Here is a 16,135-nt window from a genome sequence, read left to right as displayed (position 1 = left end):
CGTCAATGTGACCGGGTATGTATCATTTTGTCCTGCTGTATGCGTGGTTGCGTCTTTATTCCGCGAACGTATCGTCATGCCGGCGACACGGTGCGTTCGCCCTGCTCGGATAGTGCGGCGGGGCTGGTTTCGCCGCGGCGCAGGTCGTAATATTCTTCGGGCGTATTGATGTTTCGGAACGACATGAATTCGGGGTCCAGCATAGCGATCTCGGCCTGGTCGAAATGATGCACCCGAACCTGCGGAAAAAACGAAACGATGCGGCGTTTTCCCGCCAGCAGGGCGGCCTCCATGGCCGGCAGACAGCGCTTGGCATAGACGGCGTGCAGCGGTTCCGGTCCATGTTCACCGTGCGGGATGACCACGTCGAAGTCGTGCCGCCGCTTGGTCAGCAGGTGGATCAGGCCGTTGTCGAGGTATGGCATGTCGCAGGCAACGGCAAAGATGTGCGGGTGGGAAGCGTGATGCAGTCCGGAGTGCAGGCCGGCCAGGGCCCCCATGCCGGGGTGAAGGTCGGGTACCTTGGGGCAGGAAAGGAAGTGGTACTGTTCCGGGGTGTTGGTGACCAGCAGCACCTCGTCGAACAACTCGGTGAACTGGCGGTGAATCGCCTCGATGAACCGGCCGCCGCGAAAGGGGAGCAACGCCTTGTTGCTCCCCATGCGGCTGGACTGACCGCCGGCCAGAATGACTCCCGTCACTCCGGCCGGACGTTTGTGGTGTCGGACCATCAGTGGGCCGCCTCTCCAGCAGCCTTGCCATCATGGCCATGCCCCTCGATGCGGCGGAAACCATCCGGGATCCGGTAGTCGGTAACCTCGGGATGATGCTCGAAGATCGGGAAATACTTGGCGATCAGCACGAAAAACAGGACGTGGGCCGCGATGATGCCCAGGGTCACCAGGGATTCGATCAGCGACGGCACGTAGATCTGCTGGCCGGCCTGTTCCATGCCGAACATGGAGACGTTGAAGCGGTTCAGGATCAGGCCGAACATGACCAGGCTGGCGGCCCGCAGCTGCAGCTGTTTGTCGCTGCGGATCTTTTTGGTCAGGAACATGCAGAACGGTACGATGACCCCCAGCACCACCTCGACCAGGAACAGGGCCAGCAGGACCGGACGGTCGAAGAGCGGGCCATGGGTCAGGAAAGCCAGGGCATAGGCCTTGACCCCCATATAGACCGCCATGACCCAGGGGATGATTTTTGTCAGGGTGGCCAGCAGCTCAGACTCGTCCGGCTGTCCCATGTACTTGTGCACCAGGCTGGCTTCGAAGATCACGATCGAGAGGCCGGTGAAAATGGCTGAAAGCCAAAACTGCAGCGGCAGCAGCGGGTTGTACCAGAGGTTGTGCAGCTTGTCCACCGCGATCAGGAAGAAGGTCCCCAGGGTGGACTGGTGCAGTGTGGAAATCATGGCTGCCAGGATGGCGAAGGGCAGCTCCAGGGTGCGCAGCAGCCGCAGCGGCACGTGCCAGCCGAATTTCTCCGCCACCGGATGGAGGAACTCCAGGGCCAGGACCGTGGTATAGGCCATGACGCACATGGACACTTCGAACATGGGGGAGTGGATGTTCCAGTAGCGCAGCACGTTGATGCCCCGCTGGGGCTGTCCCAGGTCCAGCATCAGCCCGACGCAGACCAGGGAGTAGCCCAGGAAGCCGGTCACGATAGCCGGCCTGACCAGCGGTTCCAGTTTTTTGATATGGAAGACGTGGGCCACGATGCCGATGGTAAAGGCCCCGGCCGCCAGCGGCACGGCCGTAACGACGTCGAAGGAGATCCACAGCCCCCAGGGATAGGTGTCGTTCAGGTTGGTGGTGACCCCCAGGCCGAACACGAAACGGACCAGCGAGGCCAGGGCTCCGACGGCCACCAGGAAGAGCATGAACTTCAAAAACAAGTGAAAGCCCTTGATTTCATTGATAATGATTCTGGCTGCGGCGGTCATTGCTGGGCCTCCTTGTGCTCTGCGTCATGCGCTTCCGGCTTGACCTTGCTGTTCTTGAAGCTCTCCTCCATCCTGATGCGCTCCTTGCGGTGCTGGAACCAGGAGACCAGGGAAAGGGTGCCCCCCACGGTCAGGAAGATCCCCGGCACCAGGCGCAGCGCCTGCCAGGTGTAGGAGGGGAGCGGACGCTTGGTGACCGGCTTGAAGCCGAGCTCGTCCAGCGGCTGATGGGTCAGGTAGAGGATGCTGGTACCGCCGGCCTCCTCCTTGCCGTAGATGGTCTTGAAATAGCGCTCCGGACGGTTTTTGATCCGTTTCTCCGCCTCTTTGAGCATGTCGGCACGGGTACCGTAGGTGATGGCAGTCGGGCAGGCCGTGGCGCAGGCCGGCTCCAGCCCTTCCTTGATGCGGCTGTAGCAGCCGGTGCATTTTCTGACCAGCGGGAAGGCCTTACTCCATTCGTATTTGGGCACGCCGAAGGGACAGGCCATCATGCAGAAGCGGCAGCCGATGCAGCGCGCGCTGTCGTAGACCACCGGGCCTTCGGCGGTCTTCTTGAAGGCACCCACCGGGCAGACCGAGGCGCAGGCCGGCTCGTTGCAGTGCATGCACATTTCCTTGTAAAAGGCGAACTCGTTCTGGCCGTTCTTCTGGTAGTCCTTGAACTTGACCCGCGTGAAGGTGTACTCCGACATCTGCGGCGGGTTCTGGTAGCCTTCGCCGGAAAAGAAGTGCGTCTTTTCCGCCTTGAGCTGGTTCCACTGCTTGCAGGCCACCTGGCAGCCGCGGCAGCCGGTGCATTTGGTGGTATCGATCAGAAATGATTTGGTCTTGTCATAATTGATGGGTGTGCTGCTCATGCTTTGTTACCCCCTTTCTCTATGTTGCAGAGGAAGGCTTTGAACTCCGGAATGTTGGTGTTGGCGCAGCCGACCGAGGCGGTCAGCACATTGGCGCTGTCGCCTTTCGTCAGGCCGGAATAGCCGAAATGCCACGGCATACCGACCTGCTCGACCTGTTTGTCCCCCACGGTGAACGGCTTGAGACGTGCCGTCACCAGCGCGATCCCTTCGATGGTGCCACGCTCGGTGGTCACCCGCACCTTGTCCCCTTTCTTGATCCCTTTCTGGCGTGCCAGGGTTTCGCTGATCTCGACGAACATGTCCGGTACCAGTTCCACCAGCCAGGGCAGGCTGCGGGTCATGCCGCCGGTCTGCCAGTGCTCGGTCATGCGGTAGGTGGTGCCGATGAAGGGGAACTTGCCCAGGTCGCTGGAGACGTTCTTGGGCAGTTTGACCACCGGGTTGTTCTGCACCTTGGAGAGCAGGTTGCGGGTCGGGCTCTCCACCGGCTCGTAGTGCTCGGGGAAGGGGCCGTCCTTGAGGTCCAGGCCGTAGAGCCGGCCATGGCCTTCGGCCACCATGATGAAGGGATATTTGCCCTCCTTGGCATCGTTCATGGGGGGCCAGGGACCGTCGGGCACATCCCCTTTCCACTTCTTCTCCAACGCGTCCCAGGCGATGACGGCCCGCTTGGGGTTGAAGGGCACGCCGTCCGGATTGACCGAGGCGCGGTTGTAGATGATGCGGCGGTTGACCGGCCAGCACCACGACCACTTGGGATACATTCCCAGGCCGGTAGGGTCGCCGGCGTCGCGGCGGGCCATCTGGTTGCCCTCCTTGGTGTAGGAGCCGCAGTAGATCCAGCAGCCGGACACGGTGGAACCGTCGTCCTGCAGGTATTTGAACATCGGGACCTGGTCCCCGGCCTTGAACTCCAGGGTCTTGTCCTTGTCCACAATGGTCGTGTCCTTGGTGAAATAGCCGTTGATCTCCTTGGCCACCAGGTGCACGTCAGGCTCGTGGCCATTGCCGTAGTTCCAGGCGAGCTTGGTGATCGGCTCCGGGAAGGTGCCCCCTTTGGCATAGAGCGCCTTGACCCGTTTGTGGAACTGGTCGATGATCCACAGGTCGCTCATGGACTGCCCCACCGGCTCCACGGCCTTGTAGCGCCACTGGGCCCAGCGGCCGGAGTTGGAGATGGAACCCTCCTTTTCCACCGACGAGGCGGCCGGCAGCATGAAGACCTCGGTCTGAATATCCTTGGGATTGACGCCGGGGCGTTTCCAGAAAATGGAGGTCTCGGTTTCCCACAGGTCGACCGTCACCAGCCATTTCAGCTTGCTGAGCGCCTGGCGGGCCGCCTGGGAGTCGGGACCGCCCACGGCCGGGTTCATGCCCATGCAGACAAGGCCCTCGATGCCCCCTTTGCCCATCTTTTCGATGATCTTGTCATAGGCGTAGTTTCCGCTGCGTTTGGGCAGCAGGCCGAAGCAGAAGTCGTTTTCCTTGGTGGCGTTATCCCCGTACCAGGCTTTCAGCATGCTGACCGTGTACTTGGGGGTATTGCCCCACCAGTTGGCGCTCTTGGGGTCCTTGGTCTTGGGGGTCCACTTCTCCAGGTAGGCCTTCAGGTCGACGTTGTCGAATTCCGGCGATTTCAGGTAGGCGGGCCAGGTGTGGAACAGCAGACCGTAGTCGGTGGAACCCTGCACGTTGGACTCGCCGCGCAGCGCGTTGACGCCGCCGCCGGCGATGCCGATGTTGCCCAGCAGCATCTGCAGCAGGGCCACGGCACGCACGTTCTGGGTGCCGTGGGTCGACTGGGTGATGCCCATGGCATAAAGGATCGTGCCTGCCTTGTCGGGACGCCCGGTGCCACAGAAGGCTTTGGCGACCTTGAGGTAGCTTTCCTTGGGAGTGCCGGTGATGCTGCAGACCGTGTCCACGTCATAGCGGGAGTAATGGACTTTAAGCAGTTGGTAGACGCAGCGCGGGTCCTTCATGCTCATGTCGCGACGGGGGTTGCCGGCGCCGTCAAGGGCATAGGCCCAGGCCTTGGGATCATAGGTCTTTTCCTGATCGTCGAAGGAGCAGAACATCCCCTCCTTGAAGTCGAACTTCTCGTTCACGATGAAGGCGGCGTTGGTATATTCGCGCACGTATTCCTCGTGGATCAGGTTGTGCTGCAGGGCGTAGTTGATCATGCCGCCCAGAAAGGCGATGTCGGTGCCCGGACGGATCTGGGCGTAGATGTCGGCTTTGGAAGAGGTACGGGTATAGCGCGGGTCGACGGAAATCAGCGTACCGCCGTTGTCCAGCGCCTCTTCGATCCACTTGAAGGAGATCGGATGATTTTCGGCCGGGTTGCAGCCGATGGCGAGGATTGCATCACTGTTCTTCAGGTCATTCCAATGGTTGGTCATGGCACCACGACCGAACGAAGCCGCCAGACCGGCGACTGTGGCGGAGTGTCATAATCGGGCCTGGTGTTCGAGCTGGGCCACTCCCATGGAGCGTGCGAACTTCGACCAGAGGTAGCATTCCTCGTTGTCGAGGCCGGCGCCACCCAGATAGGCCATGCCTTCGGTGCGATTGACGACGTATTCCTTGTTATCCTTCTTGTTGACTTCCGTGGCCTTGAAGGTCCTGTCGCGGGTTTCCTTCATGCGAAGGGCAATGCGATCCAAGGCCCAGTCCCACGACTTCTCTTCCCATGTGTCGGAGCCGGGGGCCCGGTACATGACCTTCTGCAGCCGGCGCTCGTTGACCGCCACCTGGAAGAGCGAGCTCCCTTTGGAGCAGAGCGAACCGCGGTTGATCGGATGCTGCGGGTCACCTTCGATATTGGCGACCTTGCCGTCCTTGGTGTGCACGATCAGGCCGCAGCCGACCGCACAGAAGGGGCAGATGGTGGTGGAGCTTTTCAGCCCCTTGGTGCGCAATGCCGGTGCATCGGCATTGGCCTCGCCCTGCTTGGGCAGGGCCATGCCGGCCGCTGCCAGCGCCCCCCCCTGCAGGAACTGCCTACGTGACATTCCCATACAACACATCTCCTTTCATTGATGACACTGAGAACCGTGTCCGTATATGAGCAAAAGTGCGCAAAACTGTCTCGATCACTTCAAGCCACGGTGTATACGGCAAGTGGTGTGCCAATATTGTTTACATGATCGGGATGAGACGGCGCCGTGCGGCCGGCTGCGCGATTCCGGCGTAAACAAAGGAAAGGGGACGAGGGTCTGCCAGGCACTTTTTTCGATTGCCAACTGCGCAAAATTGTCCAATACTGTGCAAAACTGTCTTGATTACAAAAACTGAAAAGCAATGGAACGCGGATTTACGCGGATGCGGCGGATCAATGCGGATTTTCAATCAGTTTTCGGCTTATCCGTGAAAATGTGCTCAAATCCGGCCTTTTCTTTAGGCCCGTTCTGTGGGTCCGCGTTCCTTTGCTTTTGATGTTGACTTTTAGCAGGCTGCTGAAATTCCCAGGTTGTTCAAAAATGGGGAGATCGTCGCACCCGCAGGAAGCCCCGCGGAGGCCCTCACCCGGCCTTTGGCCACCCTCTCCCCAGAGGGAGAGGGAACAGAATGCCCTCCCCCTCTGGGGGAGGGATAGAGAGAGGGCTGCAGCGCTACGCCGCACAATTTCACGTGTGAGATTGGACCGCGGAGACTCCCGGAGGGTGAGGCCGCAGGCCGAAGTCACAAGAGGGCTGACGAGGACGTCGGCGAAATGCCCGTTTTTCAACAACCTTTTACAAAAGGAATACACGATGGCACAGATCTGTATCTGCGACGACGAGGAAGGCATCCTCAAATACCTCAAAAAACTGCTCAAAGGACATCAGGTCACCACCTTCAGCCGGGGGGTGGACCTGCTGGCGCACCTGGAATCGCCGGCCGGGGAGCGGGTGGGACTGCTGCTGCAGGACCTGCGCATGCCGGACATGGACGGCATCCAGATCCTGCAGCGCCTCAAAGAGAAACGCCCGGAGCTGCCGGTGATCATCATGACCGCCTTTGCCACGGTGGACGACGCGGTGCGGGCCATCAAGCTGGGGGCCTACGATTACGTCACCAAGCCCTGCCCCAACGAGAAACTGCTCGGCATGGTGGAGAACGTACTGCACCTGCGCCGCCTGGCAGCCGAGAACCGGCGCCTGCGGGAAGAGCTGTCCGGTGGAGCACCGGAACCGATCGTCTTTGCCAGCCCCCGTTTCCGCGAAGTCTACGACCTGACCCTCAAGGTGGCCTCCAGCGACGCCAACATCCTCATCCTGGGGGAATCGGGCACCGGCAAGGAGTTGATCGCCAGCGCCCTGCACCACAACAGCCCGCGCCGCAACCACCCCTTCGTCTCCCTCAACTGCGCCGCCCTGACCGACACCCTGCTGGAAAGCCAGTTGTTCGGCCACCTGCGGGGCGCCTTCACCGGCGCGGTGACCAACCAGAAGGGCATGCTGGAGGAATCGGACGGCGGCACCCTCTTCCTGGACGAGATCGGCGACGTGAGTCCGGCAGTGCAGGCCAAGCTGCTGCGGGTCATCCAGGAACGGGACTTCATCCCGGTGGGCTCCACCCGCCCCAAAAAGGTTGATGTGCGCTTCGTGGCCGCCACCAACAAGGACCTGCAGCGGGAGGTAGCCGAGGGGCGCTTCCGCGAGGACCTCTATTACCGGCTGAACGTGATCACCCTCAACCTGCCGCCGCTCAGGGAGCGCCCCGAGGACATCGAGCCGCTGGTGCGGCACTTCCTGCGGCGCTTTGCCGCCCGCATGGCCAAGGATATCAGTGCCATCGCCCCTGACGCACTGGCGGCCCTGCAGAACTATGGCTGGCCCGGCAACGTGCGGGAGCTGGAAAACGTCATGGAGCGGGCAGTGATTCTCACCGCCGGCAGCGCCATCACCACCGCCGTCATCCCCCTGCGGGGCGTGCAGAGCGCGCAGACGGCTGCGCCTGCCCTGCCCATGCCTGTGCAGCCTTCCGCCATGGTCCCCCTGGAGGAGATGGAGCGTCAGCACATCGAGGCGGTGCTCAAGGGGAACAACTACAACAAGAGCCGCACCGCCGAGATCCTGGGCATCTCGCGCCGGACCCTGGACCGCAGGATCGCCGATTTCGGGCTGATGGGGGAATAACCGCACTCATGCCCTGTACGAATCGCCACTTCACATCTGCATGCAACCTGCTCGATACCTGGACGGGAGACTAAATCCATGCAGCGCGTCCGCACCCCCATCCGCCGCAAACTGATCTTCGCCACCCTGACTCCGCTCTGTGCGGCGATCCTGCTCTGCTGGCTGATCGGTTCGCTGCTGATCACCGACCGCATCTTCCGCCAGGCCCAGCAGAATGTGATCAGCGACCTGAACCTGGCCCGCAAGGTCTATCAGGACGAGGTCAACCATCTGGCCGGCATCGTCAAGGTGGCCGGCCTGGATCCCGCCATGGCCGGCTACCTGGCCTCAGGCCGGCTGCCGATGCCGGAAACGGCCCTGCGGCACCTGCTGCACGAGGAGCGGCTCAGCTTTCTCAACATCATCGACAGCACCGGAGTGGTGCGTTACCGGGTTGCCAACCCCCAGCGCAGCGGGGACCGGATCGGAGATGACCCGCTGGTGGCCAGCGCCCTGAAAGGGGAGCCGGCCGGCGGGGCCCAGGTCTATGACCGGGAACGCCTGTCCCTGGAAAATCCTGCCCTGGCCCGTGCGGCGAGCATGCTGGTCAGGCCCACTCCCCATGCCCGCCCGGTCACCCATCACACCGAAGAGCGGGGACTGGTGCTGGTGGCGGTGGCGCCGCTCCTGACGCCGGACGGACAAGTGGCCGGGGCCCTGCAGGCCGGCTTCATGCTCAACGGCGACAGCCGGGTGGTGGATACCATCACCCGCATCGTCTTCGAGCGGGAGGGAGGGGGTGCGGCCACGGTGTTCCTGGGCGATATGCGCATCGCCACCAACGTGCGCGACGCGGCCGGGGACCGGGCCATCGGCACCCTCATGTCCCAGGAAGTAGCGCGGGTGGTCCTCACCCAGGGCAGACAATGGAGTGACCGGGCCTTTGTGCTGAACGACTGGTTCATCTCCGCCTACGAGCCGATCAGCGACCCGGCCGGCACGGTGATCGGGGCATTGTACGTCGGCATGCCGGAACAGCCGCTGCTCGATCTCAGAAAGAACCTCAACCTGCTGACCGGCGGGGTGCTGCTGGTGGTGGCCCTGATCGGCATCACGCTCTCCACCTGGATCGGCAGCCGTCTGGCCCGGCCGGTGCGAGCCCTGGCCGAGGCGGCCCGCCGCATGGCCACCGGCGCCCCCATCGAACCGATCGCGGTCAGGGGGGACGACGAAATCGCGCTCCTGTCCGAAGAGTTCAACACCATGGCCCGCGAGGTCAGCATACTGAAGCAGACCCTGGAACAAAAAGTGGCTGAGCGCACCTGCCAACTGGAGGAGAAGAGCCGGCAGTTGCTGGCTGCCCAGAAGGAACTGGCCAAGTCGGAGCGACTGGCGGGGTTGGGACTGCTGGCAGCGGGCGTGGCCCATGAAATCAACAATCCCCTGGCCATTATCCGCGGCAATGCCGAGCTGCTGCAGGCCGCCATTCCGCCGGAGCACGAGGACCGGGAAGAGGTTGATGCCATCGTGGGCGAGGCGGTGCGCATCGGCCGCATCGTCAACAACCTGCGGGCCTTCTCCCGCAACGGCCTGCAGCACCTCTCACGCTTTTCCCTGGGTGAGCTGCTGGACAGCATTCTGGACAGCATCGGACACCAGATTCCCCTGGAACACTACCGGGTTGTGCGGGCCTACTGGGGCAGCGACCTTGAGATGGAGGGGGACCGGGACCAGTTGCGTCAGGTTTTCACCAATCTGGTGGTCAACGGGTTGCAGGCCATGCCCGAGGGGGGAGAGCTGCGGGTTGGGCTGGAGCAGGAAGACGGCGACCGGGTGCGGGTGATGGTGCAGGACCATGGCCGCGGCATCGGCGAGGAAGACATGAACCGGCTCTTCACCCCCTTCTTTTCGACCAAACCGCATGGCACCGGCCTGGGATTGGCGGTTTCCTACGGCATTGTCAGCGACCACAGGGGGGAAATCCGGGTAGAGAGCAGGGTGGGAGAAGGAGCGATCTTTACAGTCGTGCTGCCGCTCCGGCAAGAGAAAGGGCTGCCTGCCGCCCATTGACGGACGGCAGGCACAGCGGGGGAATCGTCAGGGGGAAGGCAGCGCTGCTATGGTGTGGCCGCTTTCACGCAGCTCACCTACCACCAGTTCCGCCAGTCCCGGCAGTTTCTCCGCGAGAACGGGGGACAGCTCCACGCCGGCCTCGTAGGAAGCGGGAATCGCTCCCAGCAGGGTCACCTGCTCCGGACAGCGCCCGCGGATCTCGGACAGGGCCAACACTTCCTGGATGCCGATCTGATGCGGGGACAGCTTGACCGGCAACCTGCCCAGCATGAAATCATCCTTCTCGTAGCGGTAAATATCCCCCGGTTCCCCTTTGGCCTCGACCACGTCCACCAGGTAGACCTGGTCGGCCTCCTCCAGCCAGTGGGTCACCATGATCCCCAGGGTCCCGCCGTCGTACAATTCCACGTCTTCCGGAAATTGGTAATTATCCTGCAGATATTTGACGAAATGAACGCCGAAGCCCTCGTCCGAGAGGAGCAGGTTACCGGCGCCGAATATCAGTGTTTTCATTAGTTAGAACCTTTTTTCACCGCAGAGGGCACGGAGGGCACAGAGAAAACCGAAATCTACAGAGGGGGAAAACAAAAGTCTTCCCCCGCCTTCCTCCGTGTCCTCCGCGGTAAACTTGTTTTTTACATCACCTTAACTTTAGTAATTTCTTTCCCCTCCGGATCGATGGTATGCACGGCGCAAGCGATGCAAGGGTCGAAGGAGTGGATTGTGCGCAGCACCTCCAGCGGTTTTTCCGGCTCGGCCACCGGGTTGCCCACCAGCGATGCCTCGTAGGGCCCCAAGGCTCCTTTTTCGTCGCGGGGCGAGGCGTTCCAGGTGGAGGGTACCACGGCCTGGTAGTTCTTGATCTTCTTGTTCTCGATCACGATCCAGTGGGACAGGGTGCCGCGGGGCGCTTCATGGAAGCCGACCCCTTTGTATTCTCCCTTGGGGATCTCGGTCGGATTGGCGTAGACCTTGTCCCCTTTGCCCACGTTCTCGACCAGCTTGTCCAGGTATTCCAGCGAGTAGTCGGCCATCAGATGGGCCCGGATGGCGCGGGCGCCCAGGCGGCCCATGGTGGAGTGCAGGTCGTTCACACCGACGCCGATCTTGGCGCAGCTGGCGTCCACTAGCTTCCTGACTTTTTCGTTACCCCCGGCATACGCTGCGAACAACTGGGCCGGCGGGCCGACCTGGACTGGTTTGTCGTGCAGGCGGGGTGCCTTGCACCAAGTGTATTTGCCGTTGTCCTGGAAATCGGTGTAGTTGGGCTTGGTCTCCCCCTCCCAGGGGTGCAGAGTACCGTTCCCCTCGTACCAGGCATGGGCCACGTTTTCCTTGATGTTGGCGATCAGGTCCAGGTCCTGGTGGTTGGTGACGATGCGGGCCCGCTTGAGATCCCCTCCGGTGATGATGGCCCCCGGCAGGGCGAATTTGGTGTTTTTGGTATCTTCGGCCATTTCCGGCACGGCCAGGTAATTGACCACGCCGCGTCCGTACTTGAACCACTCCTTGTAGATCGAGGCGATGGCCACCATGTCGGGATAGTAGACCTTCTGGACAAAGTCGCGGGTCTCTTCCATCAGGGCGCGCAGGGCCGCAATCCGCTCCATGTTGATGGTGGCCAGGTTTTCCATGTTGAGTGCCGTGGCCACCCCGCCGACGCAGAGATTCTGGATATGGGGGTTCTTGCCCCCCAGGATGGCGACCGCCTGGGCAGCCTTGCGCTGGTAGTCCAGGGCCTTGAGGTAATGGGCCACAGCCATCAGGTTGGCCTCGGGCGGCAATTTCATGGCGGGATGCCCCCAGTAGCCGGAGGAGAAGATGCCCAGGCGGCCCGTGTCCACGAACGACTTGAGCTTCTTCTGCACGGCCTTGAACTCGGTCTCGCTGTTGCCGGGCCAGTCGGAGATGCTTTGTGCCAACTGGGCGGTCTTCTTGGGGTCGGCCTTGAGGGCCGAAACCACATCCACCCAGTCCAGGGCCGACAGGTGGTAGAAGTGGACGATGTGGTCCTGCACCGAGTGCTGGGCCATGATGATGTTGCGGATGTACTGGGCATTGAGCGGCACGTCCACTTTCAGCGCGTTCTCCACCGAGCGGATCGAGGAAATGGCGTGCACGGTGGTGCAGACGCCGCAGAAACGCTGGGCATAGATCCAGGCATCCTGGGGGGGGCGGTCCTTGAGGATGGTTTCGATGCCGCGCCACATCTGGGCCGAGGACCAGGCGTTGCTGACGCTGCCGCCGTTGACTTCCACGTCGATCCTGAGATGACCTTCGATGCGGGTGATGGGGTCAAGGGTAATGCGGGCCATGTATGTTACCTCCGAATGGAATTCTTAAAAATCTGACTGCGATAGAACACGGAAAAGGCAGAAAAAGCGGATCACTGCAGATAAAACGCAGATACCTTTACTATGTCGATGTGCTTTCATCTGTGGTTGGCAATGTTCTCGTAAAAGATGCTTTAAAATCTGTTGTTATCCGTTTTTTCCGCATTTTCCGTGTTCCATCAGGGATTACGCTTTTTCCGCCCCGCCGAGCGGGACCTCATGCTCCCCCGCCTGGGCCGCGGCGTGCTGCTCGCGGGTGTGCAGGCGCGGCAGGACCGGCAGGATCTTGACCAGCACCTGGTAGCCCAGGATCTCGAAAGCCACGATGCCCACGGTGATCATCAACTCGGCCAGGGCCGGGAAGTAGCGCCATCCCTTGCCCGGATTGAAGCCGATCAGATAGACGTTGAAGCGGTACAGGGCGCCTCCCAGCACGATCAGGGCCGCCGATACGAACAGCCAGCGGATGGATTCGCGCTTGCGGCCGCTGAACAGCAGCAGCGATCCTCCGGCTATCAGACAGAACTCCAGCAGGAAGAAGCGCGAATAGAAATCCAGGGACAGTACGGCGCCCAACTGACCACGCCAGGCAAGGTCGCCGATGACGACCGTCAGCCAGATCACCGTCAGCCAGGGAACGATGCGCGCCATGCCCGCCAGTTCCTTGGTTTCGAAAGGACGCTTGAAGGCGTAGCAGGAGATGACCGATTCCAGGATGGCGATGGAGTAGCCGATGTACATGCAGTTGATCAGGAACAACAGCGGCAGGAAGCCGGTGTGCCAGAGCGGATGCAGCTTGGTGGAGGCGATCAGCAGCAGCGAGCCCAGGGAGGACTGGTGCATGGTCGGCAGGGTGATGCCGAGTACGATGATGAAGATCAGTACCTTGTCCAGGCGCGGCTTGAGCCAGACCGCCAGCTCCCTGACCCGTTCCAGCCGGTCGGTGATCTCTTCCGGCCGCCCTTTCAGCTTCAGGCGGGAGTACAACTTGTCCAACAGGAATTGCAGCGTCTTCCACTCGGTCTTTTCCAGGGTGGTCAGAATGGCCGGCAGAAACTCCATGACCAACACGGTGGTGTAGGCCATGACGCACAGGGCCACCTCGAACATGGCCGAGTTGGCCTGCCACTTGGACGGGATGAAGAAGTTGTAGGCGTTCCAGGGGCGCCCCACGTCCACCATGACCGAAAAACCGGCCAGGCCGTAGCCGAACATGCTGGTCAGGATGGCGGAGCGGATCATGGGGTGGTAACTCATGCGGTTGCGGATGTAGACCAGGATGGCCATGGCGTAGCCGCCGCACGCGATGGCCGTGCCGGTGGCCACGTCGTAGGTGATCCAGATCCCCCACGGGTAGCCGTCGCTCATGTTGGAGACCGCCCCGATCCCCTTCACGAAGCGCAGGATCACCAGGCCGAATCCGATCAGGGTCAGGACCAGCAGGACGACGAACGAAGGAGTAAAGATCTTCGCGTCGTGTGTTTGAAATTCATCGTGCCCCATCGCTCCCTCCCGTTGCATCGCTATCGCTCTTTTCTGTCTTGTCTTTTTCCACCTCACCGTGTCCCTTCATGTTCTTGACCGCGATGAAGCACAGCGTGCCGTAGAGCGCTACCGGCGCGATGAAGCCCTTGTAGATGGTGTGCTGGATCTTTTCCGAGAACTCGGCCGGCGCTTCGTCCTTGAGAACCGGCAGGCCGAGCTTGTTGAACTGCATGCTGGTCAGGTAAAGGTGGTTGGTGCCCCCCACCTCTTTTTCGCCGTAGATGTGATTGACGTATTTGCCGGGATGTTCCCGCAAACGCTTGGACGCCTCTTCCAGCAGATCCTTACGCTTGCCGAACTTGATCGCGCCCACCGGGCAGACCTCGGCGCAGGCCGAGATTCCCTTCTGGCGCAGATTGGTGTTCTTGCACAGGTCGCACTTGACGATCTGGGGTATGGCCTTGTCCCACTGGAACTTGGGAATGTTGAAGGCGCAGGCCACCTGGCAATAGCGGCAGCCGATGCAGGTGTTCTTGTTGTAGTCCACGATGCCGGTTTCCGGATCGCGGGTCATGGCGCTGACCGGACAGACCGACACGCAGGAAGGCTTCTGGCAGTGCATACAGGAGTACTTGACGTAGGACCACTCCCGCTCCGACTCCTTGAAAAGCTTGATCAGCGTACGGGTAGAGCCGGACAGGTCCTGGGGAGCATCCCACAGGCCGTCGTTGTCAAAGGGAGCCCGTTCGTAGGAGAGGCTGCCGTAGTCGCCGTTCACCCGTTTGCAGGCTGCCATGCAGGCCTTGCAGCCCACGCAGCGGGTGGCGTCGTAGAGCATGCCCAGGGTTTCGTTGTTGATCCTGTGCGCTTCATTGGCCCTGGCCGATTTCCCCGCCAGGAGCGCCGCGCCGGTAGCGCCCAGGATCTTGAGAAACTGGCGTCTACTCGGTTTTGCCATGGTCGTCCCCCTTGTCCTGGCCATCGGGGAGCCGCTTGGCCATCATCACCCCCGCACCGATGGCGGCACCGGCAGCCAGACCGATCACGCCGGTGGTCAACGGATCGGGACCCTTGCCCTTTTCCTTCAGGTCAACCGGAGCATAGCTGTCGAAGGGGGTCGGCTCGTGGATCTGGACCTTGTCGGCAATGGCGGTCTTGAAGAGGATGTCCGGCTCGGTGCAGCCGATGCAGGGATGCCCCACCGACACCGGCCAGACCCCCACGTCGTTGAAGCGCTGTACCGAACAGTTGGCAAAGGTGGCCGGTCCCTTGCACCCCAGCTTGTAGAGGCAGTACCCCTCGGCATGGGTCGGATCGCCGTAGGCCTTGGCAAAGCGGCCGGCATCGAAGTGAGGGCGCCGCTCGCAGTGTTCGTGGATCTTGCGACCGTAGGCGAACTTGGGCCTGCCCATCTGATCAAGCTCCGGCAGTTTCTTGAAGGTGGCGTAGTAGAGCACCGTGGAGAGGAAGTTGTAGGGGTTGGGGGGACAGCCAGGAATGTTGATGATCGGCTTATCCTTGACGATGTCCCGCACTCCCACGGCGCCGGTGGGGTTGGGACCCACGGACTGGATGCCGCCGTAGCTGGCGCAGGTGCCCATGGCGATGATGGCCAGGGCCCCTTCAGCCCCTTTTTTCAGCGAGTCCAGGGCGGTCTTGCCCGACACCTTGCAGTAGATGCCGTTGTCTTTGGTGGGGATGGCTCCTTCCACCACCAGGATGTAATTGCCCTTGTTGGCCAGCATGGAATCGTGCAGGGCCTTCTCCGCCTGGTGCCCTGAACCGGCCATGAGTGTCTCATGGTAATCCAGGGAGATCATGTCCAGGATCAAGCTCGAAACCGTGGGATGCGTGGAACGGAGCAGCGATTCCGAGCAACCGGTGCATTCCTGGAAATGGAGCCAGATTACCGCCGGTCGGTTATCCCCCTTCTGAGCCGCAGCGGCCACCTTGCTGACCATCCCGAACGGGAGCCCCAGCATGGCGGAAACCGTCACGCATGTTTTGATGAAATCCCGTCTTGAAACGTCGGGGAGCAAACCGTCTTTTTTCATCCCAATCCTCCGCGTGCCTCTATGTAATATGTATACGTGTAAACGAAGCCAGTATTAGCAAGTGGCGCGCCAAGTGTTATCGGGTCGAAAGACATTACCTAATGACTTGTAATAAAGAGGATTTTCGGCGGGGCCCGCTTCCGGGCGTTTGATCAGAAAGGAATAGTCTGTTTCATTGTGTCCCGAATATGTGTCGTTTTGTCCAGAAATGACGCAGCGCTGATCACCTTATCCACGGCATTGTGGCGACCAACATCCTTGCAGCTCATCGAAC

11 protein-coding genes are annotated in these 16,135 nt (G+C 61.3%); 2 read left to right on the top strand and 9 right to left on the bottom strand.

Annotated features, from left to right (window positions below):
- Window positions 1-74 precede the first annotated feature (74 nt).
- The 4 genes from GSVR_RS02665 to fdnG are packed head-to-tail and all read right to left on the bottom strand — an operon-like array spanning window position 75 to window position 5,834.
- Window positions 75-731, bottom strand: coding sequence for a molybdenum cofactor guanylyltransferase (locus GSVR_RS02665; RefSeq protein ID WP_173198420.1), 657 nt, complete (start codon window positions 729-731; stop codon window positions 75-77).
- Window positions 731-1,951 (bottom strand): NrfD/PsrC family molybdoenzyme membrane anchor subunit, encoded by a 1,221-nt coding sequence (gene nrfD, locus GSVR_RS02660; RefSeq protein WP_173198422.1) that lies wholly within the window; start codon window positions 1,949-1,951, stop codon window positions 731-733. The genes GSVR_RS02665 and nrfD overlap by 1 nt, the downstream gene beginning before the upstream one ends.
- Entirely contained in the window at window positions 1,948-2,811 is an 864-nt protein-coding gene (locus tag GSVR_RS02655) for a 4Fe-4S dicluster domain-containing protein (RefSeq protein ID WP_173198424.1), read from the bottom strand. The genes nrfD and GSVR_RS02655 overlap by 4 nt, the downstream gene beginning before the upstream one ends.
- Complete coding sequence (gene fdnG, locus GSVR_RS02650; RefSeq protein ID WP_173198426.1) at window positions 2,808-5,834, bottom strand: formate dehydrogenase-N subunit alpha; 3,027 nt, start codon at window positions 5,832-5,834, stop codon at window positions 2,808-2,810. Before fdnG ends, GSVR_RS02655 begins: the two co-directional genes overlap by 4 nt.
- A gap of 735 nt (window positions 5,835-6,569) precedes the next feature.
- Between fdnG and GSVR_RS02645 the strand changes: the two genes are divergently transcribed.
- Window positions 6,570-7,937 (top strand): sigma-54 dependent transcriptional regulator, encoded by a 1,368-nt coding sequence (locus GSVR_RS02645; protein ID WP_173198428.1) that lies wholly within the window; start codon window positions 6,570-6,572, stop codon window positions 7,935-7,937.
- 78 nt (window positions 7,938-8,015) lie between these two features.
- Window positions 8,016-9,986: a cache domain-containing protein gene (locus GSVR_RS02640; RefSeq protein WP_173198430.1), complete on the top strand. Its 1,971-nt coding sequence runs from the start codon at window positions 8,016-8,018 to the stop codon at window positions 9,984-9,986.
- Between the two features lie 27 nt (window positions 9,987-10,013).
- Here GSVR_RS02640 and GSVR_RS02635 read toward each other — a convergent pair whose 3' ends face one another.
- The 5 genes from GSVR_RS02635 to GSVR_RS02615 form a co-directional block, all read right to left on the bottom strand.
- Window positions 10,014-10,502 carry a HyaD/HybD family hydrogenase maturation endopeptidase gene (locus GSVR_RS02635; protein ID WP_173198432.1) on the bottom strand — a complete coding sequence of 163 codons (489 nt, stop codon included), beginning with the start codon at window positions 10,500-10,502 and terminating at the stop codon, window positions 10,014-10,016.
- 122 nt (window positions 10,503-10,624) lie between these two features.
- Window positions 10,625-12,304 (bottom strand): nickel-dependent hydrogenase large subunit, encoded by a 1,680-nt coding sequence (locus GSVR_RS02630; RefSeq protein ID WP_173198434.1) that lies wholly within the window; start codon window positions 12,302-12,304, stop codon window positions 10,625-10,627.
- A 204-nt stretch (window positions 12,305-12,508) separates the two neighbouring features.
- Window positions 12,509-13,825, bottom strand: a complete 1,317-nt coding sequence (gene hybB, locus GSVR_RS02625; RefSeq protein WP_173198436.1) for a Ni/Fe-hydrogenase cytochrome b subunit — start codon at window positions 13,823-13,825, stop codon at window positions 12,509-12,511.
- Complete coding sequence (gene hybA, locus GSVR_RS02620) at window positions 13,812-14,765, bottom strand: hydrogenase 2 operon protein HybA (RefSeq protein WP_173198438.1); 954 nt, start codon at window positions 14,763-14,765, stop codon at window positions 13,812-13,814. The genes hybB and hybA overlap by 14 nt, the downstream gene beginning before the upstream one ends.
- On the bottom strand, window positions 14,749-15,861 hold the full coding sequence (locus GSVR_RS02615; protein WP_173198440.1) for a hydrogenase small subunit: 1,113 nt from the start codon (window positions 15,859-15,861) through the stop codon (window positions 14,749-14,751). Before GSVR_RS02615 ends, hybA begins: the two co-directional genes overlap by 17 nt.
- Window positions 15,862-16,135 lie beyond the last annotated feature (274 nt).

Source organism: Geobacter sp. SVR (assembly GCF_016865365.1).
Lineage (GTDB): Bacteria > Desulfobacterota > Desulfuromonadia > Geobacterales > Pseudopelobacteraceae > Pelotalea.
The sequence above is the reverse complement of the archived record's forward strand: the minus strand, read 5'-3'. Positions and strand labels throughout refer to the sequence as shown.